Raw genomic sequence first — 21,414 nt, 5'->3', positions numbered from 1 at the left:
GCGAATCCGGCGAGCCCGGGGACGGTCCGATGACCGACGTGCTCGACGCCCTGCAGCGCGCGACCGGCGGGCACGCCGCCGTGGCGGGCGAGGCCGACGTCGCCGGGGGCGTGCCGGCCAAGTGGGTCGCGGCCCCGGGCTCGACCGAGGAGGCCGCCGCCGTGCTGCGGACGGCCGCGGCCGAGGGGCTCGCCGTCGCGGCCCGCGGCGCCGGCACCAAGCTGGACTGGGGCACTCCCCCGCGCCGCCTCGACCTGATCGTCGACATCGGCCGGCTGGACCGGGTGATCGAGCACGCGGCCGGCGACCTCGTCGTCATCGCGCAGGCGGGCGTCCCGCTGCGGACGCTGGGCGAGCAGCTGGCCGAGGCCGGGCAGCGGCTCGCGGTGGACGAGGTGGTGCCGGGCACGACGGTCGGCGGGATGCTCGCGACCGGGCTGTCCGGGCCGCGCCGGATGCTGGCCGGCGCCGTCCGGGACCTGGTCCTCGGCGTCACCCTGGTCCGCGCCGACGGCGTGGTCGCCAAGGCCGGCGGCAAGGTCGTCAAGAACGTCGCCGGGTACGACCTGTCCAAGCTCGTCTGCGGGGCGTACGGGACGCTCGGGCTGGTCACCGAGGCCAACTTCCGGTTGCACCCGATCCCGCCCGCGGCCGCGTACGTGACCGCCCGGGTCCCGGACGCCGCGGCGGCGTACGCGGCGGTGCAGCGGATGCTGCACGGGCAGTTCGTGCCGACCGCGGTGGAGCTGGACCGGCCCGAGCCCGGCGGCCCGGTGGAGATCGCCGTGCTGCTGGAGGGGACCGAGGCCGGCGTGACCGCGCGGACCGCGCAGGCGGTCGAGGCCCTCGGTGACGGCGCGGCCGAGGGACCGCAGCCGGGCTGGTGGGGTGCGCTGCCGGCCGGCGACGTGCTGGTCAAGGTGACCACCGAGCTGACCGGCACGGGCCGGCTGCTGGACGGGATCGAGAAGGCCGCCCCGGCCGCCGTCCGCGGCTCGGCCGGCGTCGGCGTGCTCTACGCCTCCGTCGCCGCGCCCGACGCGGCCGGGTTCGTCCTGGCGTTGCGGGACGCGGCCCCGTCCTGGCAGGGCAGCGTGGTCATGCTGACCGCCCCGCCGGAAGTACGGTCCGAAGTGGACAGTTGGGGTCCGGTGGCCGGGCTGGAGCTGATGCGCAAGGTGAAGGACCGCTTCGACCCGGACGCGCTGCTCGCGCCCGGCCGCTTCGTGGGAGGGATCTGACGTGTCGGTCGACGCCACCCACGGCACCGGGGACGCGCCCGGGTCCAGTCAGGGCGAGCCGGTCGCGCTGGGCATGCCCGCCTTCGACGCGCACCGGCCGCCGGACCCGGCGCTGGTCGCGGACTGCGTGCACTGCGGATTCTGCCTGCCGACCTGCCCGACGTACGCGCTGTGGGGCGAAGAGATGGACTCCCCCCGCGGCCGGATCTACCTGATGAACGAAGCTCTGTCCGGCGAGCCGCTGTCGGACTCGATGGTCGGCCACTTCGACGCCTGCCTCGGCTGCATGGCCTGCGTCCCGGCCTGCCCGTCCGGCGTGCAGTACGACAAGCTCATCGAGGCGACCCGGGCCCAGGTCGAGCGCAACCACCACCGCTCCCCCAAGGACCGGGCCCTGCGGGAGGCGATCTTCGCGCTGTTCCCGTACCCGAAGCGGCTGCGGCTGCTGCGCGGGCCGCTGGCGGCCTACCAGCGCTCGGGGGTCCAGGGTCTGGTGCGCCGCAGCGGGTTGCTGCAGCGGCTGGCGCCGATGCTGGCCACGATGGAGGACATCGCGCCGCGGATCACCCGCGCCACGAAGCTGCCCGAACTGGTCACCGCGCGCGGGACCAGGCGGATGACGGTCGGCATGCTCGTCGGCTGCGTGCAGGGCGCGTTCTTCCCGGGCGTCAACGCGGCCACCGCGCGGGTGCTGGCGCTGGAGGGCTGTGACGTCGTCATCCCGCGCAAGCAGGGCTGCTGCGGCGCCCTGTCCGTCCACAACGGACGCGAGCCGGAGGCGCAGGGCTTCGCCCGCAAGCTGATCGACGCGTTCACCGACGCCGGGGTCGAGCGGATCGTGGTGAATGCGGCCGGCTGCGGCTCCTCCATGAAGGAGTACGCGGACCTGCTCGCCGACGACCCGGCCTACGCCGAGCGCGCGAAGGCGTTCGCGGCCAAGGTCCGGGACGTCACCGAGCTGCTGACCGAGCTCGGCCCGGCCGCGGAGCGGCACCCGCTGCCGGTGACCATCGCCTACCACGACGCCTGTCACCTCTCCAATGCCCAGGGCGTGCGGACCCAGCCCCGTCAGCTGCTCACGGGGATTCCCGGACTGGAACTGAAGGAGATCGCCGAGGCGGAGCTGTGCTGTGGCTCCGCCGGTGTCTACAACCTGCTGAATCCCGAGCCGGCCGCGCAGCTCGGCGACCGCAAGGCCGCCAACGTGCTCGCCACCGGTGCCGAACTCCTCGTCACCGCCAACCCGGGCTGCCTCATGCAGGTGGCCGCTGCGTTGCGCCGTCGCGACGCCAGCATCGCGCTCGCGCACACCGTCGAGGTCCTCGACGCGTCCCTGCGCGGGCTGCCCGTGAAAACGCTGACAGTCCAGGTTTTGTGATCGAACCGGGGTGACCCGGGACACGTATCAGCCCGTAACGCGTATGTGCCCGACACGGGGGGACCGTCGCTGGAAGGTGGACGCCGATGTACCGCCAGGTCCTTGATCCGGTAGCCGATTCGCTCGGCTGGAGCTCGCTTTTCGCGGTCTTACCCTTGGTGGCACTGTTCGTGCTGCTCGGTGTGCTGCGGATGCGGGCCTGGATCGCCGCTCTGCTGTCCCTGCTCGTCGCGATCATCGTCGCGGTGTTCGTATACCCGATGCCGTTGGGTCAGTCCCTGCTGGCCGGCACAGAAGGCGCCGTCTACGGGTTCTTCCCCATCCTCTGGATCGTCGTCAACGCGATCTGGATCTACAACATGACCGTCGAGACCGGTCACTTCGACGTGTTGCGCCGGTCGTTCGCGACGATCAGCGACGACATGCGGATCCAGGCCGTGCTGATCACGTTCTGCTTCGGCGCGCTGCTGGAGGCGCTGGCCGGCTTCGGCACGCCGGTGGCGATCACCTCGGTCATGCTGATCGCGCTGGGCTTCAAGCCGCTGAAGGCCGCCACGGTCGCGCTGGTCGCGAACACCGCGCCGGTCGCGTTCGGCGCGCTGGCGGTGCCGATCACCACGCTGTCCACGGTCACCGGCATCAGCCAGGACAACCTCGGCTCGATGGTCGGCCGGCAGACCCCGATCGTCTCCATCTTCGTGCCGCTGTGCCTGGTCTTCATCGTCGACCGCAAGCGCGGCCTCCGGGACGTCTGGCCCGCCGCCCTGCTCTGCGGCGTCGTGTTCGGCCTGTTCCAGTACCTCGCCTCGAACTTCATCTCCGTCCCGCTGGCCGACATCTTCGCGTCGCTGCTGTCCGCGGGCGCCGTCGTGCTGCTGGTCCGGGTCTGGCAGCCGGCCGGCACGTTCGTCGACACCGACGAGGACGAGGTCGTCGCGACCGGCCGCGGCACCCGTACGGCCACCGCCACCGCCGAGCGCGAGTCGGGCGACACCATGACCACCACCACGACCGGCGGTCGCCGGCGTCCCCGCATCGACGAGCCGATCGGCGAGATCCCGCCCGCCAACGCCGGCTCCGGCATCCCCGACACCCCCAAGGAGATCTGGCGGGCCTACTCGCCGTACCTGATCATCATCGCGGTCTTCGTCATCGCCCAGCTGCCGGGCATCAAGCCGCAGATCGCCAAGACCACGAGGATCTTCCACTGGCCGGGGCTGCACATCATCAGTGCCAACGGCAAGGTCTCGACGATCCCGAACTTCACGTTCAACTGGCTGGCCGCGAGCGGCACGCTGCTGCTCATCGCCGGCCTGATCACGATCCCGGTGCTGAAGATCTCGGCCAGCCGGGCGCTGGTCGCCTACGTCAACACGTACAAGCAGCTGTGGACCGCGATCGTGACGGTCATGGCCGTGCTCGCGCTCGCGTACGTGATGAACACGTCCGGTCAGACCGCGACGCTGGGCAACTGGCTGGCCGGAGCCGGCGGGGCGTTCGCGCTGTTGTCACCGATCCTCGGCTGGCTCGGCGTTGCGGTGACCGGATCGGACACGTCGTCCAACTCGCTGTTCGGCGCTCTGCAGGTGAGCGCGGCCGGCAAGGCCGGGCTGGATCCGCTCCTCATGGCGGCCGGCAACAGCTCCGGCGGCGTGCTCGGCAAGATGGTCTCGCCGCAGAACCTGGCGATCGCCGCCGCCGCGGTGGGGATGGCCGGGCGCGAGGGCGAGCTGTTCCGCAAGGTGATCGGCTGGAGCATCCTGCTGCTCGCGGTGATGGTCGCGATCGTCTTCCTGCAGTCGACCGCGGTGCTCTCGTGGATGGTGCCATCCATCTAGCCCGCGTCTGACGTACGACGGGGCGGCGCCGGATCTCCGGTGCCGCCCCGTCGGCGGTGGGACAGTGCCGCGCGGCGGTCGGTCCGCGTCGTCCGCGTGGTCGATCGGCGCTCGACAGGCGTTGCGCCGCCGGCGGGCATGGACGCCTGCGGCGCGGGCATACCGACCGCCATGGCCAGGGGACGGCGGCGCAGCCGCGACGAGTACGAACAGGGGCTCGAGGACTACCACGACCCGACGGCCGGTCTGGCCGGCGCGCCGCCCGCGCGCAGTGCGCTGACCCTGCGCGCCGTGCTCGCCGTGTTCGGTCTGGTGGTCTGCGCCGGGGCGGCGGCGTTGTCCTTCGCGGCCGGCCTCGCCGTCGCCGGGTGGGTGTTCGCGGTCCTGGCAGTGGTCGCGCTGCTCGACCTCGCCGTGATCGTGAACCGGAAGCGGCGGGGCGAGCCCGGGTGACGACCGGCGGCGACTCGGCGGGGATCCGGGCTCGCTCACCGGGGTGCTGGCCCACCTCGGTGCCAGCGCCTCGGGCGGTGGCTGATCGGGTGAGAAACGCCGGATACCCGGGTATGCCGCACTGCGAGGAGGTCCCAGCATGAACGGGCACCGAAGCGGCCGGCCCGGTGGACCGGTCCGGCCAGCCCCGGACATCGTCGACCGGTTGCCGCCCGAGCTGGCTGCGGCCGTGGTGCGGGATGCCGCGGCGATCGTCCGGGCCACCGGGCATCACCGGGCCGTGCGCCGCGGCAGCAGCGTCCTCAGCGCCGCCGAGCTCGCGGTGGCCACGGCGGCGATCCTCGCCCGGAGGGGTGTCCGCGTCGACAAGGACAGCCGCGGGCGGCGCGGCCGGGACTACACCCGGGCGATGCTCGAGGGGATGTTGTCCGTTCTGCCGAGCCAGCTCGAGGTGGACGACTCCGCCGGAGCCACGCCGGCCTCCGTGCTCCGGGAGATCTGGATGGCGCGCTTCTTCTCCGGTCCGACCGCGCCTGCACGGCGTCCAGAGGCGGTCGGCGTGCGGCTCGTGCCGGAACCGGCCTCGGACCTGAGGTGACGGTGGCGTAGCGGGTGTCGCCCGGAGGTCGGCGACCAGCGGGCTGAACTCGTCGCGGTCGTGGACAGGGCCGGGTGCATCAGCAGGGAGACTCCTTCCGCGGACGACGCCGGCGGAGTGTTCCTCACCAGACGTTCAGCCTGCCCAGTCCCGGGTATCCGGTCATCGACAGACCGCAAGGCCCGGTTGCGGACGAGACTCAGAGATCTGCGGATCCCGAGGAGGCAGGCATGACCGACCATTCCCGCGCCCCAGCGACCGATCTGTCCGACGAGGCCCTGCTGCGGGAGCTGACCAGCCTGCATCAGACCCGCAACGACACGTTCCTGCACGGCTCGGACGACGCACTGGCCCAGCACACCCGGCGCATGGCCGAGCTCGAGGCCGAATACCGTGACCGGCGACCGCAGCGCGATGTCGATCCCCACCGGCTCCGGGCCGGGGCCCGAAGCCGCTGACAGCCCGGCACCACGACCGCCTACCCGGGCAGGTCGGCCCGGCACGGCTGCTGCACCGGGGACTCCGCCCGGCGGGGACCCTCCGGCGCCACGCGGTCTGCAGCGCCGAAGACCGGTCCGCGCCGGCACCGTCGGAAACGTCGGCGACACGCCGGTGCGCCTGCCTGCGGGCTACCCGCGCCCGGCGCGGAGACACCTCCGCCGCCGGGATCGAGGTGTGGAAGACAGGCACCGCTCCCACTCGCGGGCGCACGGTCAGGCGCGCCGGCGAATGACGCTCGACTGTCCACGGCCATCACGGGTAGGCCTCGTGTCTGCACGTCACCGCCGACGCGAGGAGGAATGTCATGGCCGGAACAGTCGCCCGGGTGACCGAGATCAGCGCGACGTCCGACACCAGCTTCGAGGACGCGATCAAGATCGGCCTGGAGCGGGCGACCCAGTCGCTGCGGGGTGTGCGATCGGCCTGGGTGAAGGAACAGGAGGTCCAGGTGGCGGACGGAGGCTCCATCACCGGCTACAAGGTCAACCTGCTGGTGACCTTCGTGCTCGAGTAACACTCCGGTGGCAGGGATCCGGCCGGCCGACAGGGCCGGCCGGATCCGCCGGCCGATCTCCCGCTCGTCCTGGCCGGATCATGCGAGGTATTAGCGTCTCGACCATGATCGAGCCGTCCATCCGGCTGGTGGCCACGCATTTCGGCGGCCTGCCGGCGTACTTCCCACTGACGTTGCGCAGCATGGCCGGCAACCCCGACGTCTCCTGGCTGCTGCTGACCGACCAGCCGGTGCCGGATGCGCCGCCGAACGTCGCCGTGCGGGTGTGCCGATTCGAGGACCTGGTGACGCGGATCCGGAGCCACTTCGACTTCCCGGTCTCGCTGGAGCGGCCGTACAAGGTGTGCGACTTCAGGCCGGCGTTCGGCGAGATCCTCGCCGACGACCTGGCCGGGTACGACTTCTGGGGCTACTGCGACCTGGACCTGATCTTCGGACGGATCCGCGACCACCTGCCGGCGGCCGCGTACGAGGCCGACAAGATCCTCTTCCACGGCAACTTCCAGCTGTACCGCAACACCCCGCAAGTAGCCGGCTGGTACCGCCACGAGGTGGGCAAGGTCAGCTACCGGGACGCGCTGACCCGGCCCGAGGCGATGCACTTCGACGAGTGGGCGGGGATCTACTACATCGTCGGGGATCTCGGCGTACGGTCCTGGCAGCAGGACGTGATCTTCGACCTGTCCTTCCGCCGGTACCGCACCCGCGCCGAGTCCCCGCCCGGCCGCGACCCGCGCCGGTACGCCTGGGAGGACGGCGAGCTCTGCGAGTACCGCGTCGAACGCGGCATCGTCAGCCGGCGGACCGCGCTGCTGATCCATCTGCAGAAGCGCACCATGCGGGGGCCGGACATCGGTGTGCTGGACGCGGACCGGTACTGGATCGGACCGAACGGGTTCGCAGTGCAGAAGCAGGTGACCCCGTGGGCCGTGCGGGTCGCACGGCTGGCGAGCGGTCCCGAGCTGCTGCCGTTCTATGCGCGGAGAGCGCAGCGCTACCTGCGCCGCCGCTCGGTCCGCAAGGCCGCCGCCGCGGGCCGCACGACAGTCCAGGTCTAGGCGCGTCGGGCGCGAGGGCTCGACGCCGATGTCCTGGAAGAGGCCGGGCCGCCAACGACGGTCGGCGGATCCAGGGATCGGTCTGAGGTCGCGGCGGGTGCAGTGGGTCGAGCCGGCTACCCCGTCGCGCATCGAATCCTCTCTCCGGGCCTACGGCGGCCGTCGTACGACGGCCGGACCGTCTACGTCGGGCGGCGTAGCGGAAGGCCGTTCGTCGGCTGACGACGCGGGGTCCGGGGGCGCGCGACGATCGGACCGGTGGCGGTGATCGCCGCCGACAGCACGGCCGACCCAGGGAGCTTCGATGTCCAGCGCGCAGCCCGTCCCCGTCCCACCGCCGTTCGCCGGGAAGGTGGCGCTGGTCGCCGGGGCCAGTCGCGGTATCGGCGCGACGACCGCGCGGGCCTTCGCCGGGGCCGGGGCCGCGGTCGTGCTCGGTGCTCGCGACGAGGAGGCGCTGCAGACGGTGGCTGCAGAGATCCGGGAGTCCGGTGGGCGGGCGCTCGCCGTACGGACGGACGTCGCAGACCCGGCCTCGGCCGAGAACCTGGTCCGGCAGGCGGTGGAGACCTTCGGCCGCCTGGACGCCGCGTTCAACAACGCCACCGACGGGCCGCCGCCGGCGCCGTTGGCCGACCTCGACCCGGCGGAGTTCGACCGGGCGATCGCGACGAACATCCGCGGCACGTTCCTCGGCATGAAGTACCAGATCCGGGCGATGCTCGGCGGCGGCGGCACGATCGTCAACATGGCCTCGGGCGCCGGCCTCTACGGCGTCGCCAACCTCGCCGGGTACGTCGCCGGCAAGGCCGGCATCATCGGGCTGACCAAGGTCGCCGCGCTGGACTACGCGGACCAGGGGATCCGGGTCAACGTCGTGGCGCCGGGTCCCATCCTCACCCACCATCTGGAGGCCGCCGGCCAGGAGGCCCAGCGCCGGGCCGGCCAGGCGACCCCGATGCGCCGGATCGGACGGTCGGAGGAGGTCGCGGACGTCGTCCTCTGGCTCTGCTCGGACCGGTCCTCCTTCGTCACCGGCGCCGTCATCCCGATCGACGGCGGCCAGGCGGCCGGCACCAAGCCGGCCCAGATGTACCGGCCAGGACAGCCGATGCCCGCCGAGGACGTCTGAGCAGGAGCAGGATCTGCGGGCCGTCGCTGTCCAGCACGCCGGTGTGCCGGCACTCCCATCCGACCGGCCGCTGCGGGACACGTCCGGCATTGAGGACCAGGGCGCGCTCGGCGCGGGTCTGCTGCCGGCCGCGGGCGGGGCTGATCGCGGTCCGCCGCGGGCGGGGCTGATCGCGGTCCGCCGCGGGCGGGGCTGATCGCGGTCCGCCGCGGGCTCCAGGGTGTGGGCGGGGCTACTTCTTGATGACGACGCGCCCGTTCTGGGCCTGGACCTGGATCTTGGCGTTGTTGAAGCTGGGCTCGTAGAACATGACGTTGGTGGTCCTGGAGCCGAAGGCGGAGTTGACCTGGACGCGCCAGCCGCCGTTCTTGCTCACCGAGCGGAACGCGGTGGTGCCGGCGAAGGTGCAGACGGTGCCGGCCAGGGCGGGCTGGTTCGGGCCGGTGATCGTGGAGGGGACGTCGTAGGTGTCGCTGCCCGCCGGGCAGGTGAAGCCGGGCGGGGCCGGGACGGCGGCGGAGGCGGTCGCGGTGGGCAGCAGGCTGACGCCGGCCGCGGCGACGAGGGTGGCAGCTCCGGCGGCCCAGCGGACGGTCTTGTTCACGACGACTCCCTGAGGATCAATGGACCTGTGAGGCCAAATGCCTGCTCGGTCCGGACACCTGAAGTCTGTTCGCCGTAGTGGTCGCCGCCCCAGTGCACCATGGTCCTAAGACGATCCGGCCATTTCCTGCCTCGAGTACACCTCCCCGGCCGCCCGGGGGGACATGACCGCAGGCTCGGACCAGGCACTTCTGCGGCCCGATGGTCCGGCGGTGGTCCGGGTCGGATCGCAGCGGTACAGGGACCTCCCGGAACTCCTCGGTCAGGCCGAGGTGGACGCCGACGGTCCCCGTCGGCGTCCGGAGAGGCGCACGCGGCGGGCCGGGCGGCGGCTTCGGCGGTCCGGACGGGAGGCGCGCTCAGCGTTCCCGGAAGCCGCCGAGGAAGCGGCGGAAGACCCCGCCCTGGCGGGGCAGCGGCGCGGCCGCCGGCACCGGCGTGCTGCGCCGGCGGGCGATCGGCTGGTCGTAGTCGGTGTGCAGCATGGCCTCGATCGTCTGGGCCTCGTCGAAGTCCTCGGAGCCGTCGATCGAGGGCACGAAGCCGACGAGCATCCCGTCCTTCATCACCTGGGCCTCGAGCCCGGCCGTGCCGTCGGAGTCCCAGACCGCCTGCCGCCCGTCGGGCAGCGAGATCCGTACGCCGAACTGGTAGATGCCGGCCCGCTCCATGTGCGCATCGACGCCGCGGTCCCGCAGCCGGTCGGTGATCTGGCGCGCCTCGTTCTCCTCCATCGCTCCGGTCAACGAGGGCCGGCGCGATCCGGTTCCGGCGACATGACCGCGTGACGTTATGAGTACGCACAGTAGGCGACCGTCATTCTACGTGGCCCTCGATCACCGTCCGGCCGCTCGAGCACGCCGGACGTCCCCGGTGCTGTCCGGCAGCCGGCGGTTCACCGGAGCGATCGCCGGCTCCTTCGTGGTGCCGGCCACCGTCGACCGGCTCTCCCTGGACGTCGGCTTCATCGACACCCCGGGCTCGGTCGCCGTCACCGTCTTCGGCCCGGACGTCGGCACGCTCGGCTCGGTCCCCGCCCTCAACCCCGGCATCGACACGCTGACCAGCAGGACCCACCCCCGGACCCGGGCGTCAGTCCGTCCCCGCCACCAGCCGCAGGTACGGGTTGGTGGCCCGCTCCCGCGCGATCGTGGTGTCCGGGCCGTGACCCGGATGCACGACGGTCGCGTCGTCCAGCGGAAGCACGACCCGGGCCAGCGAGTCCAGCATCGCCGGGTACGACCCGCCGGGCAGGTCGGTCCGGCCGATCGCCCCGGCGAAGAGCAGGTCGCCGGCGAACAGCAGCGGCGCGTCCGGCCCGGTCAGCGTGAACACGACCGAGCCGAGCGTGTGACCCGGGGTGTGCAGAACGCCGAGGCTGAGCCCGGCCAGCTCCAGCGTGTCCCCGTCGGCCAGCTCCCGGACCTCGGCCGGCTCGGCCGTGGGCAGGCTGGTCAGCCCCATCACCGGCGTCCCCGGCGGCGCCCCGAGCCAGCCCAGCGGGTCGGTGAGCTGACCGCGGTCGTCGGGGTGGATCCAGGCCGGCACCTGCGCGTCGTCGCACACCGGCACCACCGAGTACGTGTGGTCGAGGTGGCCGTGGGTCAGCAGCACCGCGGCCGGCCGCAGCCGGTGCCGGTCCAGCAGCTCGGCCAGCGGGCCGGCGGCGTCGATTCCGGGGTCGATGACCACGCACCGCTCCCCCGGGCCCGGCGCGACGACGAAGCAGTTGGTGCCGGGTGGACCGGCCGGGAACCCGGAGACGAGCACCCGGCGAGCCTAACGACCCGGCGTCTGCCCGCTGAGCACCTGGGCCTCGGCCACGGCCAGGGTCCAGGGCGTGTCGGCGGTGAGCGTGTCCGGCGCGCCCGGGATGTCGATCGGGGCGCCGCCGTTCTCGTAGTGCACGGCCCAGATCCGGGTCACGTTCCCGTCGTACTGCGGCGAGGCCTTGGTGTAGGTGTGCGTGCAGGTCGGGGCCCGGCCCTCCGCGTACTCCGTGCCCGGGCCCTTGCAGGTGACCGTGGCGCCGTCACCGGTGTCCCAGACGGTCTGGTCCGGATCGGCCACCGCGACCAGCCCCTCGGCCGAGGTGCCGGTCAGGCGGTTGAACGTCACCGGGTCCATCCAGAACCAGGTGTCCAGCCGGACGATGCCGTTCACCTTCGGGCTGTGCTGCACCACCCCGGTCCGCGTGCGGAGCCGGCCGAACGCCTCCTGGGCCTGCACGATCAGCGGCCGGGCCGGCGGGCCGTCCAGGATGTACGTCGGCACCGGTGGCCCGAAGCAGCCGCCGCAGGGCCAGCACAGCTGCAGCTTCCACTCGTGCCCGGGCGGCGCCGTCTCGGTCGGCGGCGCGTACGGCACCCAGTTGTCCTTGATCGTGCAGGCGGCCCTGCCGACGCAGTAGAACGCGCTGTAGCCCGCCATCTCCTGCTGCTTGTCCAGGTCGCAGGTGTCGATCGGGCCGGAGCCGCCCGGGCCGCCGGGGCTGCCCGGGTCGACGTCGACGCACTTCTTCACGTACGAGATCGAGCCGTCCGGGTTGCGCACCGCCTGCCAGGTGCAGCGCGTCTCGGCCGAGGCGATGCTCGGCGCGACCATGCCGGCCAGCACGGCGGCCGTCACCATCGCGATGAGCAGGCCCACCCGGGTGGGCGAGAGCAGACGACGCAGCATGGTCAGCAGCCTCCGAGCGCGACTTCGTCGGTGACGATCCAGGACTCGCCGGACCGGCGGAGCGTGTAGCGGGCGTGGTAGCGGCCGGTGCCGCCGGAGTCGGTCACGTCGATCGCGGCGCCGGTGCGCACGTCGATCGGGTTCCAGGCCGAGATGTCGTAGCAGTCCTCGACGGTCGCGGTGGCGCCGGTGACCTTGGCCGCCTCGCCGCTGTGCCCGACCGGGCCGCGCAGGCTGATCTGCTGCTGCCGGTTGAGCGCGACGGCCTTGCGGACCTTGGCCAGCTCCGTCCCGGCGGCGGTGGCGGCCAGCGCCGGCAGCTGCGGGTCGGACCCCTTGTGCGCGGCGATCACGGAGTCCCAGAAGGTCCGGTACGCCGCCAGCACCTCGCCGGACGGAACGGTCGGGCTCGCGCTGACCGGCGCCGCGGTCGCGGATGCCGCCCCGGCCGGCCCCGGCGGGAGGTCGGTGGTGCCGCCGGAACTGCCGCACGCGGTCAGGCCCACGGCGAGCGCCGCCCCGACCGTTACCGTACGCAGTCGGCGGTGCACTCTGCTTCCTCCCGGTTTGAGCAAGTCGTCCGGGGATCCTAACCGGTCCTCGTCGTTGTCTGATGCACGCCGCGTGGCCGGAACCGGCAGCCGGCTGAGCCTGGCGCAGCTGTGCGTTCGGGCAGAGCCGGGCGGCCAACGCAGACCGAACAGTGTGACGCCCTACACTCCGGGCCACGTCCCGGACCGTCCGTTTGGCAGGAGCCCACCCGTGCCCACCACGAAGCAGCGCCGCGAGAACGCTCGCCGGCGTCTGGAGCGTCAGATCCAGCGCCGCCAGGAGGCGGCCGCCGCACGCAAGCGACGCAACCTCGTCATGGCGGCCGGCCTCGGCGTGGTCGTCGTCATCGCCGCGGTGGTCCTGGTGGTCACGCAGGTCGGTGGGAGCGACAGCACGCCGGCCGCGGCGCCGAGCGCGAGCGCCAGCGCGAGCACGGCGACCAAGGGCGACTGCACGTACACCAAGGGCAGCGCGGCGGCGACGAAGAACGCCGGCCAGCCGCCGAACGGCAAGGTCGCCACCACCGGCACGGCCACCGTCAACCTGGTCACCACCCAGGGGAACATGACCTTCTCGCTGGACCGGGCCAAGGCGCCCTGCACGGTCAACAGCTTCGTGTTCCTGGCCGGGCACAAGTACTACGACGGCACCCCCTGCCACCGGGTCACCACCGGCGCCACCTTCGGCGTGCTGCAGTGCGGCGACCCGGGCGGCACCGGCAGCGGCGGCCCCGGCTACACGTTCAAGGACGAGCTCGACCCGGCCGGCAAGTACACGACGGGCGTGCTGGCGATGGCGAACGGCGGCGCGAACACCAACGGCAGCCAGTTCTTCATCGTCTACAAGAACACCCAGCTGGACCCGAACTACACGATCTTCGGCACCGTGACCAAGGGCCTGGACGTGGTCGACAAGGTCGCCAAGGCCGGGGCCGCGACCGGGGACGACGGCAAGCCGAAGCTCGCGATCACGCTGAAGACCGTCACGCCCGCGTCGTAACTCTTCGTAGTCAACGACTACGTCCCGCAGTTAGGGTCGGGGTATGCGCCGTTCTCTCGTTCCGGTCGCCGTCCTCAGCGCGCTGCTCGCGGCCGGGTGTGCCGGCTCGTCCGGTACGCCGGCCGCGGCCGGCTCCCCCGCGCCGCCGACCGCTCGGGCCGCGGCGGTGTCGGGGCCGGCGACGCTGGTGCCGGCGACGGTGTCGGTGCCGGCCGGGTTCCGGCAGGCGCCGTTCGACGTGCCGCGGAAGCTGAACCTGCCGGCGGGCTGGACCGCCTCGGTCTACACCCGCATCCCCGGCGCCCGGTTCCTGTCCTACGCCGGCGGGTCCACCGACCTGCTGGTCTCGCAGCCCTCGACCGGCAGCGTCCAGCTCGTCCGGACCCAGGCCGACGGCACCGGCCGGGCCACGCCCTGGCTGACCGGCCTGCACAGCCCGCACGACATCGTCCCGGTCCGCTCCGGCACCACGACCTGGGTGTACGTGGCCGAGTCCGACCGGGTCGCCCGCTACCCCTGGACCGCGGGCGCCGCGACGGCCGGCCCGGGACAGGTCGTCGTCACCGGGCTGCCCGACGGCGGGCACGCGCTGAAGAACATCGCGGTCGTCGGCGGCGCGCTCTACGTCTCGATCGGCTCCAGCTGCAACGTCTGCGCCTCGGACACCACCTCGACCCCGCAGCGGGCGGCGATCTACCGCTACCCGCTCACCGGCGGCACCGGCACCCTGGTCGCGACCGGCCTGCGCAACGCCGAGGGGCTGGCCGAGGTGCCCGGCACCGGCGCGCTCTGGGCGGTGACCAACAACCGGGACCAGATCGCGTACCCGCGGCACGGGGACATCACCGGCGACGGCAAGGACGACTACGGCGCGGTCGTGCCGGCCTACGTCGACGACCACCCGATGGAGCCGTTCGTGCAGGTGCGGACCGGCGCGTTCTACGGCTGGCCGTTCTGCAACGGCACCCAGGACACCGCCGCGGGCAGCCGGGACATGCCGCTGGAGGCCGACGCCGAGACCAACGCCGACGGGCACGTGAACTGCGCCGCCGCGACGAGGATCGACCTCGGCATCCAGGCCCACTCGGCCCCGCTCGGGCTGACGTTCCTGCAGCGGACGGCGGTCCCGGCGGGCCTGCGGACCGGCGCGGCGGTCGCGCTGCACGGCTCCTGGAACCGGACCCGGCGCACCGGCTACAAGGTCGTCTGGTTCGACTGGCAGGGCACCGCGGGCGGCGGCCGGCCCGGCACCCAGCGGGACCTCGTCACCGGCTGGGTCAGCGCGGACGGGCAGGACGTCTGGGGCCGGCCGGTCGACGTGGCCGCGGACGCGAGCGGGTCGCTGCTCGTCACCGACGACCAGTCCGGCACGGTCTACCGGCTGTCGCCGCCGCGCTGAGCCCGGTCAGGCGGGCGGCGCGTGGACGGCGCTGCGGGCGACGACGTGCTCGGCCTCGACCCGGCGGTCGGCCACCGCCGCGTACAGCTCCTCGAGGTGGCGGTGGCCCAGCTCCAGCGTGGTCACCAGCAGGGAGCCGTCCTCGACCGCGGCTTCCAGGCTCGTCCCGCCGGCGGCCGTGAACGCGACCTCCAGCGCGTGCCGGCCGCGCTCGATCACCACGTCCCGGCTCTGCTCGGTGAACCACTGCTGGATCCGGACGGCCGCGTTCGGCGTCCGGACCGAGGACAGCCAGTCCCGGGACGGCCCCGGGTTCTCCGACTCGGAGGTGAGGATCTCGACCAGGTCGCCGTCGCCGAGCGGGCTGGAGAGCCGGACGTGCCGGCCGTTGACCCGGGCCCCGACCGTACGGTGGCCGATCGAGCCGCTCAACGAGTACGCCAGGTCGACCGGGGTGCACCCGGCCGGCAGCGGCACCGTCTCGCCGTCCGTGGTGATGATCGTGATCTCGCGGCCGTCGCCGAGATCGTCGCGCAGGGTCCGGATGAACTCCCCCGCGTCGGCGACCTCGCGCTGCCAGGCCAGCAGCCGGCGCAGCCAGTCCATGTCCCGGCCGCTGGACACGCCGACCTGGCCCGGCCGGTCCGCGTCCTGCAGGTGCGCGGCCACGCCGTGCTCGGCGACCCGGTGCATGGACTCGGTCCGGATGAGCACGTCGACCGGCTCGCCGCCCGGGCCGATCACGGTCGTGTGCAGCGATTGGTAGAGGTTGAACTTCGGCACCGCGATGAGGTCCTTGAACCGGCCCGGCACCGGCCGCCACCGCCCGTGCACGAGCCCCAGCGCCGCGTACGGGTCGCCGGGGTCACCGTCGGGCACCAGGACCAGGATGCGGGCCGCGTCGAGCAGCTCGGCGCCGGAGCCGCCGCGCTCCCGGCTGGTCCGGTACGCCGAGTAGAGGTGCCGCGGGCGCTCGGTGACGGTGGCCGCGATCCGGGCGTCGCGCAGGTCCGGCCCGAGCTCGCGGGCGACGGCGGCGGCGATCGCGGCCCGGTGCTGGCGGCGCTTGCGGTCCAGCTCGGTCGCCAGCGCCGCCTCGGCCGGCTGCAGCACCGGGAAGCAGAGGCCCTCCAGCTCGCGCTTGAGCACGTGGATGCCCAGCCGGTCGGCCAGCGGGACGAGCACGTCCTGGGTGGCCCGGGCGATCCGCTCCTGCTTGTGGATCGGCTGGAAGCGCAGGGTCCGCATGTTGTGCAGCCGGTCGGCCAGCTTGATCACCAGGACGCGCAGGTCCCGGCCGCCGGCGACGATCATCTTGCGCAGCGTCTCGGCCTCGGCGTCCGCGCCGAAGCGGACCTTGTCCAGCTTGGTCACGCCGTCGACCAGGTGCGCGACCTCGAGGCCGAAGTCCTGCTGGGTCCGGGTCAGCGTGTAGCGGGTGTCCTCGACGGTGTCGTGCAGCAGCGCGGCGACCAGCGTGGTGGTGTCCAGGCCGAGGTCGGCCAGGATCGTGGCGACCGCGAGCGGGTGCGTGATGAACGGCTCGCCGGACTTGCGGCGCTGGCCCCGGTGCATCTCCTCGGCGACCGTGTACGCCCGCTCCAGGGTGACGACGTCGGCCTCCGGGTGCTGCTCGACGTGCGCGCTCACCAGCGGGCCGAGTGCACCGCCCGACGCCGGGCCGCGATGCCCGGCCCCGACCCAGCCCCCCAGCATCCCCCGCACCCGCCGATGGAACGGCGCGTGCGCCTCTCCCCCGGCGGCTGGTCCGGTCGCCTCGCCCGGCAGCGCCGCCGGCAGGGCGGCCGCCGCTGCCGACTGGGCGGCCTCCGCCGGCGGCGGCTGGGCGGGCTTGGCCGGCGGCGGCTGGGCGGGCTCGGCCGGGGCGGGCGCGTCGTCCCCCGCCGGGGCCGCTACCGCCGGCCGGGCCGGCGGCGCCGGCAGGGTGGCGCCGCCCGCCGGAGCCGCTGCCGCGGGCCGAGCCGCGGGCAGGGTGGCGCCGCCCGCCGGAGCCGCTGCCGCGGGCCGGGCCGCGGGCGTGGTGGCGCCGCCTACCGCCGGCCGGGCCGGCGGCGCGGGCGGGGTGGCGGGTGGGGCGAGGGCGCGGTCGGTGGGGCGGGTCGGCGAGGCGTCTTCGCGGCGCGGGTCGGGCGAGGGGGCGAGACCGGCCCGCGTCACGGGGCCGGCTTGGGCGGGGTCCGCGGACCGCGGTTCCCCGCTCACCGGCAGCTCCCGCACGGCGTCGCGGCGCCGGCCCCGTCGGTCTCCCCGCCGGGTGCCCCGAGCACGAAGACCGGGAGCCCGAGCGGGACGGTGGACGAGCGCCGGGACGTCCCGACCGCGGCCACGACCTCGGCCGGGAACGCGTCCAGCTCGACCGCGCCGAGCGAGGCCGCCTCCCGCAGCACCGCGATCGTCCGGTCCCGCAGGGTCGGGACGCCGGTGCCGAGCCGCCGGACCCGGGCCAGGTGCGGCTCGACCGCCTCCGCCCCGGACCGTACGGAGACCGCCCGCAGCACCTCGACGGCCCGGTAGAACTCCACCGACCGCTCCCAGGCCGTCCACCCGAACTGGCCCTGGTCGGTCGCGATCTGGTTGCAGCCCAGGTAGCGGCAGGCGTGGTAGAGCGCGCCGGCCTCGGTGACGACCCGGTCCGAGCTACGCCCGCCGGTCGCGAACGGCATCGCCGGGCACAGGTGCGGCGAGTCGGCCATCCGCTGCATCTGGTTGCGGGCCGGGTCCTCGACGATCCGCCAGCGGCCGCTGTCCGGGTCGTAGTCGGCGAAGGCCGCGTCCGAATCCGGGCTGTGCACGTTGCAGAGCGAGACGGAGCCGCGCCCGGCCGGCCCGTCGTTGGCGTAGACGTACACCTGGGGGACGTCCATGGCTGGGCAGGCGTGGAACGGCTTGGTCGAGTCCACGCCCTCCTCGACCGCCGCGACGTGGGTCAGGTACGCGTCCGCGAGCTCGTCGTCGCCGATGACCCGGCCGCGCAGCTCACGCTCGGTGAAGTAGATGAGCGGGAAGTTGAAATGGACCAGCTCGTCACGGTGCGTGTCCCGGAACTCGTACAGCCGCTCACAGAGCGTGCGCCACGCGAGCGGATCGAGGTGATCCAGCCCCTTGGCCAAGAAGTCGGACGTGCCTTCCACCGAACCGCTGTGGAAAGCAAAACCGCGCACTCCCATCTCCCACAGTGCACGTACTGTTTCCAGAACGGTCAAGTAATTGCGCGGCCAAACAGTGACTTGAACCTTGACCGGTACGCCCTGTGCAACTGCCCGTTCGATCGTGGCGATGGTCTTGCGGAACGCGCCGGCCGAGCCGCGCAGCGCGTCGTTCACGGCCGGGTCGATCGAGTCCAGGCTGACGATGACCTTGTAGAGGTCACCGGCCTCCAGCGCGGGCCCGAAGGTCCGGTCGAACCGGGCCGGCGAGGTCGCCCCGTTGGTGATCGACATGGTGGCCAGGCCGACCGCGGCCGCGTGCTCCAGCTTGGCCGCCGACCCCTCCGGGTCCATCGTCGGCTCGGCCCCGAGGAGGTAGAAATCCTGCAGCCCCGCGCCGAGTCCGCGCAGGTGACCGGTGAAGTCCTCCCACGGCACGCGCAGTCGCTCGTTGGCCGCGGTGGGCGCGATCGAGGGCCGGTCGAGCCGCTCGCCCGTGTAGCACCCCGGGCAGCGCAAATTGCAGCGATCGTCACCCTGGTAGGTGACCCGGAGGATCTCGCGCTCGTCCAGCCACCCCGGCCAGTACGGCGAGGGGTTCTGGTTGACCCGCAGGGACACGGGCGGGAGCTCGTCGTCGGCCGGGTCGAAGACCCCGGCCCGGTCCTGGACCGGGCTGTAGCGGTCGGTCGACGACCAGGCGATCCGTCGGCCCGCGGACATTGCGCTCCCTCTCCGGTGCGTCGGTGGACTTCCCCGCGCGGGCACGGTGCTTCGACCCGCTCCGGGCAGGTTTATTCAGACATCAATCGCGAGTCAATGCAATAACGACTTTGAGTGCCGTTATAAATGCTGTGAGTAAGCAAATTCCGGCTCCACACCACGTTGAGTCATCACGACGGAGCGTGACAGAAAGTGGGACCGGACTCCACCCGACAAGCACGCTCAGTGAGCGAAGGCGTCGGAATCGGCGCGTCAGCGCCGTTCGGTCACGTACCCGACGTGAGGCGGTACACGTCGTACACACCCTCGACCGACCGGATCGCCTTCAGAAGGTGACCGAGGTGCTTCGGATCACCGAGCTCGAAGGTGAACCGGCTGACCGCGACGCGGTCCCGGGAGGTCGTCACCGACGCGGACAGGATGCTGATCCGCTCGTCGGACAGGACCCGGGTGACGTCGGACAGCAGCCGGTGCCGGTCGAGCGCCTCGACCTGGATCGCGACCAGGAAGACCGAGTCGGTGGACGGCGCCCACTCGACCTCGACGATCCGCTCCGGCTCCGAGAGCAGGTCGGAGGCGTTGGTGCAGGACTTGCGGTGCACGGACACGCCGCCGCCACGGGTGACGAAGCCGATGATCTCGTCGCCCGGCACCGGCGTGCAGCACTTGGCCAGCTTGACCCAGACGTCCGAGGCGCCCTTGACCACGACCCCCGGGTCGCCGGTCGGCCGCCGCCGCCCGGTCCGGGCCGGTACGGCGGTCTCGGCGATGTCCTCGGCCGCGCCCTCGGACCCGCCGAGCGAGGCGACCAGCTTCTGCACCACCGAGGTGGCGCTGACGTGGCCCTCGCCGACGGCCGCGTAGAGCGCGGTGATGTCGGTGTAGCGCAGGTCGCTGGCCATGGTCTTCAGCGCGTCGCCGCCGAACAGCCGCTGCAGCGGCAGGCCGGCCTTGCGCATGGCCCGGCTGATCGCGTCCTTGCCGGACTCGATCGCGTCCTCGCGGCGCTCCTTGGCGAACCACTGCCGGATCTTCGTCTTCGCCCGCGGCGAGGCCACGAACGACAGCCAGTCCCGCGACGGGCCGGCGCCCTCGGACTTGGAGGTGAAGACCTCGACCGTGTCGCCGTTCTCCAGCGGCGACTCCAGCGCCACCAGCCGGCCGTTGACCCGGGCGCCGATGCAGCGGTGGCCGACCTCGGTGTGCACCGCGTACGCGAAGTCGACCGGGGTGGAGCCGGACGGCAGCGCGATCACGTCGCCCTTGGGCGTGAAGACGAAGACCTCGCGGGAGCCCAGGTCGAAGCGCAGCGACTCCAGGAACTCCCCCGGCTCCTGGGTCTCGCGCTGCCAGTCCAGCAGCTGCCGCAGCCAGAGCAGGTCCTCGCCGCCGGGCGTGCCCGGGGTGAGCACCTCGGGCTTGTTGGTCTCCTTGTACTTCCAGTGCGCCGCGATGCCGTACTCCGCGGTCCGGTGCATGGCCAGGTCCCGGATCTGCAGCTCGACCGGCTTGCCCTCGGGGCCGATGACCGTCGTGTGCAGCGACTGGTACATGTTGAACTTCGGCATCGCGATGTAGTCCTTGAACCGGCCCGGGACCGGCTGCCAGGTCGCGTGCACCACGCCGAGCGTCGCGTAGCAGTCGCGCACCGAGTCGACCAGGATCCGGATGCCGACCAGGTCGTAGATGTCGGTGAAGTCGCGGCCGCGGACGATCATCTTCTGGTAGATCGAGTAGTAGTGCTTCGGCCGGCCGGTCACGGTCGCCTTCACCCGGGCCGCGCGCAGGTCGGCGGAGACCCGCTCGACCACCCGGGCCAGGTAGGTGTCCCGGGACGGGGCGCGCTCGGCCACCAGCCGGACGATCTCGTCGTACCGCTTCGGGTAGAGGGTGGCGAAGGCCAGGTCCTCCAGCTCCCACTTCACGGTGTTCATGCCGAGCCGGTGCGCCAGCGGGGCGAGCACCTCCAGCGTCTGCCGGGCGATGCGCTCCTGCTTGTCGGGCTTGAGGAAGCGCAGCGTGCGCATGTTGTGCAGCCGGTCGGCCAGCTTGATGACCAGCACGCGCGGGTCGCGGGCCATCGCGACGATCATCTTGCGGATCGTCTCGGCCTCGGCGGCGTCGCCGTACTTGACCTTGTCGAGCTTGGTGACGCCGTCGACGAGGTGCGCGACCTCGGCGTCGAAGTCGCGCTTGACGTCCTCCAGCCCGTACGTCGTGTCCTCGACCGTGTCGTGCAGCAGCGCGGACACCAGCGTGGTGGTGTCCATGCCGAGCTCGGCCAGGATCGTGGCCACCGCGAGCGGGTGGGTGATGAACGGGTCGCCGGACTTGCGCAGCTGGCCGCGGTGGCGCTCCTCCGCGATGTCGTACGCCCGCTGCAGGATCTTCAGGTCGGCCTTGGGGTGGGCGGCACGGTGGGTGGCGACCAGCGGCTCCAGCACGGCCTGGATGCCGGACGGGCGCTGCCCCCCGGATGCCAGCCGGCGGGCCAGCCGGGCCCGGACCCGGCGCCGGTACGTCGTCGGGTCGATCTCGTCCGGAACCGCCTCCGGAATGTCCTCGTCCTCGTCGTCCTC

The 21,414-nt window shown here is 72.9% G+C and carries 19 protein-coding genes; 11 read left to right on the top strand and 8 right to left on the bottom strand.

What is annotated here, in order from left to right:
* Window positions 1–29 precede the first annotated feature (29 nt).
* The 9 genes from VGP36_08780 (at window position 30) to VGP36_08740 (ending at window position 8,713) form a co-directional block, all read left to right on the top strand.
* Window positions 30–1,241, top strand: a complete 1,212-nt coding sequence (locus VGP36_08780) for an FAD-binding oxidoreductase (protein HEV7654814.1) — start codon at window positions 30–32, stop codon at window positions 1,239–1,241.
* 1 nt (window position 1,242) lies between these two features.
* Window positions 1,243–2,619 carry a heterodisulfide reductase-related iron-sulfur binding cluster gene (locus VGP36_08775; GenBank protein HEV7654813.1) on the top strand — a complete coding sequence of 459 codons (1,377 nt, stop codon included), beginning with the start codon at window positions 1,243–1,245 and terminating at the stop codon, window positions 2,617–2,619.
* A gap of 86 nt (window positions 2,620–2,705) precedes the next feature.
* Window positions 2,706–4,457: an L-lactate permease gene (locus VGP36_08770; GenBank protein HEV7654812.1), complete on the top strand. Its 1,752-nt coding sequence runs from the start codon at window positions 2,706–2,708 to the stop codon at window positions 4,455–4,457.
* 171 nt (window positions 4,458–4,628) lie between these two features.
* The gene (locus VGP36_08765; protein ID HEV7654811.1) at window positions 4,629–4,910 is read left to right on the top strand and encodes a DUF6343 family protein; all 282 of its coding nucleotides are present in this window, start codon (window positions 4,629–4,631) and stop codon (window positions 4,908–4,910) included.
* Window positions 4,911–5,049: 139 nt separating this feature from the next.
* A complete protein-coding gene (locus VGP36_08760; protein ID HEV7654810.1) occupies window positions 5,050–5,508 on the top strand; it encodes a hypothetical protein in 459 nt (152 codons plus the stop codon).
* Window positions 5,509–5,738: 230 nt separating this feature from the next.
* A complete protein-coding gene (locus tag VGP36_08755; protein ID HEV7654809.1) occupies window positions 5,739–5,966 on the top strand; it encodes a DUF6158 family protein in 228 nt (75 codons plus the stop codon).
* A gap of 347 nt (window positions 5,967–6,313) precedes the next feature.
* Window positions 6,314–6,523 (top strand): dodecin family protein, encoded by a 210-nt coding sequence (locus VGP36_08750; protein HEV7654808.1) that lies wholly within the window; start codon window positions 6,314–6,316, stop codon window positions 6,521–6,523.
* Window positions 6,524–6,627: 104 nt separating this feature from the next.
* Complete coding sequence (locus VGP36_08745; GenBank protein HEV7654807.1) at window positions 6,628–7,581, top strand: DUF6625 family protein; 954 nt, start codon at window positions 6,628–6,630, stop codon at window positions 7,579–7,581.
* Between the two features lie 304 nt (window positions 7,582–7,885).
* Complete coding sequence (locus VGP36_08740) at window positions 7,886–8,713, top strand: SDR family NAD(P)-dependent oxidoreductase (GenBank protein HEV7654806.1); 828 nt, start codon at window positions 7,886–7,888, stop codon at window positions 8,711–8,713.
* A gap of 232 nt (window positions 8,714–8,945) precedes the next feature.
* Here VGP36_08740 and VGP36_08735 read toward each other — a convergent pair whose 3' ends face one another.
* The 5 genes from VGP36_08735 to VGP36_08715 all read right to left on the bottom strand — a co-directional run bounded on the left by VGP36_08735 (window position 8,946) and on the right by VGP36_08715 (window position 12,501).
* Entirely contained in the window at window positions 8,946–9,317 is a 372-nt protein-coding gene (locus VGP36_08735; GenBank protein ID HEV7654805.1) for a hypothetical protein, read from the bottom strand.
* Between the two features lie 358 nt (window positions 9,318–9,675).
* Window positions 9,676–10,050, bottom strand: coding sequence for a hypothetical protein (locus VGP36_08730; protein HEV7654804.1), 375 nt, complete (start codon window positions 10,048–10,050; stop codon window positions 9,676–9,678).
* Between the two features lie 358 nt (window positions 10,051–10,408).
* Window positions 10,409–11,086: an MBL fold metallo-hydrolase gene (locus tag VGP36_08725; GenBank protein HEV7654803.1), complete on the bottom strand. Its 678-nt coding sequence runs from the start codon at window positions 11,084–11,086 to the stop codon at window positions 10,409–10,411.
* Between the two features lie 9 nt (window positions 11,087–11,095).
* Entirely contained in the window at window positions 11,096–11,995 is a 900-nt protein-coding gene (locus tag VGP36_08720) for a hypothetical protein (protein ID HEV7654802.1), read from the bottom strand.
* Window positions 11,996–11,997: 2 nt separating this feature from the next.
* Window positions 11,998–12,501, bottom strand: a complete 504-nt coding sequence (locus VGP36_08715; protein HEV7654801.1) for a hypothetical protein — start codon at window positions 12,499–12,501, stop codon at window positions 11,998–12,000.
* A gap of 256 nt (window positions 12,502–12,757) precedes the next feature.
* Between VGP36_08715 and VGP36_08710 the strand changes: the two genes are divergently transcribed.
* Both VGP36_08710 and VGP36_08705 read left to right on the top strand, forming a co-directional pair.
* On the top strand, window positions 12,758–13,546 hold the full coding sequence (locus tag VGP36_08710; protein ID HEV7654800.1) for a peptidylprolyl isomerase: 789 nt from the start codon (window positions 12,758–12,760) through the stop codon (window positions 13,544–13,546).
* 43 nt (window positions 13,547–13,589) lie between these two features.
* The gene (locus tag VGP36_08705) at window positions 13,590–14,945 is read left to right on the top strand and encodes a gluconolaconase (GenBank protein HEV7654799.1); all 1,356 of its coding nucleotides are present in this window, start codon (window positions 13,590–13,592) and stop codon (window positions 14,943–14,945) included.
* 6 nt (window positions 14,946–14,951) lie between these two features.
* On the opposite strand, the gene VGP36_08700 is transcribed toward VGP36_08705, so the two are convergent.
* The 3 genes from VGP36_08700 to VGP36_08690 form a co-directional block, all read right to left on the bottom strand.
* On the bottom strand, window positions 14,952–17,123 hold the full coding sequence (locus tag VGP36_08700) for a RelA/SpoT family protein (GenBank protein HEV7654798.1): 2,172 nt from the start codon (window positions 17,121–17,123) through the stop codon (window positions 14,952–14,954).
* 41 nt (window positions 17,124–17,164) lie between these two features.
* The gene (locus VGP36_08695) at window positions 17,165–18,835 is read right to left on the bottom strand and encodes a radical SAM protein (GenBank protein HEV7654797.1); all 1,671 of its coding nucleotides are present in this window, start codon (window positions 18,833–18,835) and stop codon (window positions 17,165–17,167) included.
* A gap of 266 nt (window positions 18,836–19,101) precedes the next feature.
* On the bottom strand, window positions 19,102–21,393 hold the full coding sequence (locus tag VGP36_08690; protein ID HEV7654796.1) for a bifunctional (p)ppGpp synthetase/guanosine-3',5'-bis(diphosphate) 3'-pyrophosphohydrolase: 2,292 nt from the start codon (window positions 21,391–21,393) through the stop codon (window positions 19,102–19,104).
* Between the last annotated feature and the right edge of the window lie 21 nt (window positions 21,394–21,414).

This window comes from Mycobacteriales bacterium, assembly GCA_035995165.1.
In the GTDB taxonomy this organism is placed as follows: domain Bacteria; phylum Actinomycetota; class Actinomycetes; order Mycobacteriales; family CADCTP01; genus CADCTP01.
The sequence above is the reverse complement of the archived record's forward strand: the minus strand, read 5'-3'. Positions and strand labels throughout refer to the sequence as shown.

Excerpts from the sequence above, each read along its gene's own strand:
- VGP36_08780 (HEV7654814.1), top strand. The coding sequence starts at position 30 with ATGACCGACGTGCTCGACGCCCTGCAGCGCGCGACCGGCGGGCACGCC.
- VGP36_08695 (HEV7654797.1), bottom strand. The coding sequence starts at position 18,835 with ATGTCCGCGGGCCGACGGATCGCCTGGTCGTCGACCGACCGCTACAGC.
- VGP36_08750 (HEV7654808.1), top strand. The coding sequence starts at position 6,314 with ATGGCCGGAACAGTCGCCCGGGTGACCGAGATCAGCGCGACGTCCGAC.
- VGP36_08770 (HEV7654812.1), top strand. The coding sequence starts at position 2,706 with ATGTACCGCCAGGTCCTTGATCCGGTAGCCGATTCGCTCGGCTGGAGC.
- VGP36_08720 (HEV7654802.1), bottom strand. The coding sequence starts at position 11,995 with ATGCTGCGTCGTCTGCTCTCGCCCACCCGGGTGGGCCTGCTCATCGCG.
- VGP36_08730 (HEV7654804.1), bottom strand. The coding sequence starts at position 10,050 with ATGGAGGAGAACGAGGCGCGCCAGATCACCGACCGGCTGCGGGACCGC.
- VGP36_08755 (HEV7654809.1), top strand. The coding sequence starts at position 5,739 with ATGACCGACCATTCCCGCGCCCCAGCGACCGATCTGTCCGACGAGGCC.
- VGP36_08765 (HEV7654811.1), top strand. The coding sequence starts at position 4,629 with ATGGCCAGGGGACGGCGGCGCAGCCGCGACGAGTACGAACAGGGGCTC.
- VGP36_08760 (HEV7654810.1), top strand. The coding sequence starts at position 5,050 with ATGAACGGGCACCGAAGCGGCCGGCCCGGTGGACCGGTCCGGCCAGCC.
- VGP36_08745 (HEV7654807.1), top strand. The coding sequence starts at position 6,628 with ATGATCGAGCCGTCCATCCGGCTGGTGGCCACGCATTTCGGCGGCCTG.
- VGP36_08705 (HEV7654799.1), top strand. The coding sequence starts at position 13,590 with ATGCGCCGTTCTCTCGTTCCGGTCGCCGTCCTCAGCGCGCTGCTCGCG.
- VGP36_08740 (HEV7654806.1), top strand. The coding sequence starts at position 7,886 with ATGTCCAGCGCGCAGCCCGTCCCCGTCCCACCGCCGTTCGCCGGGAAG.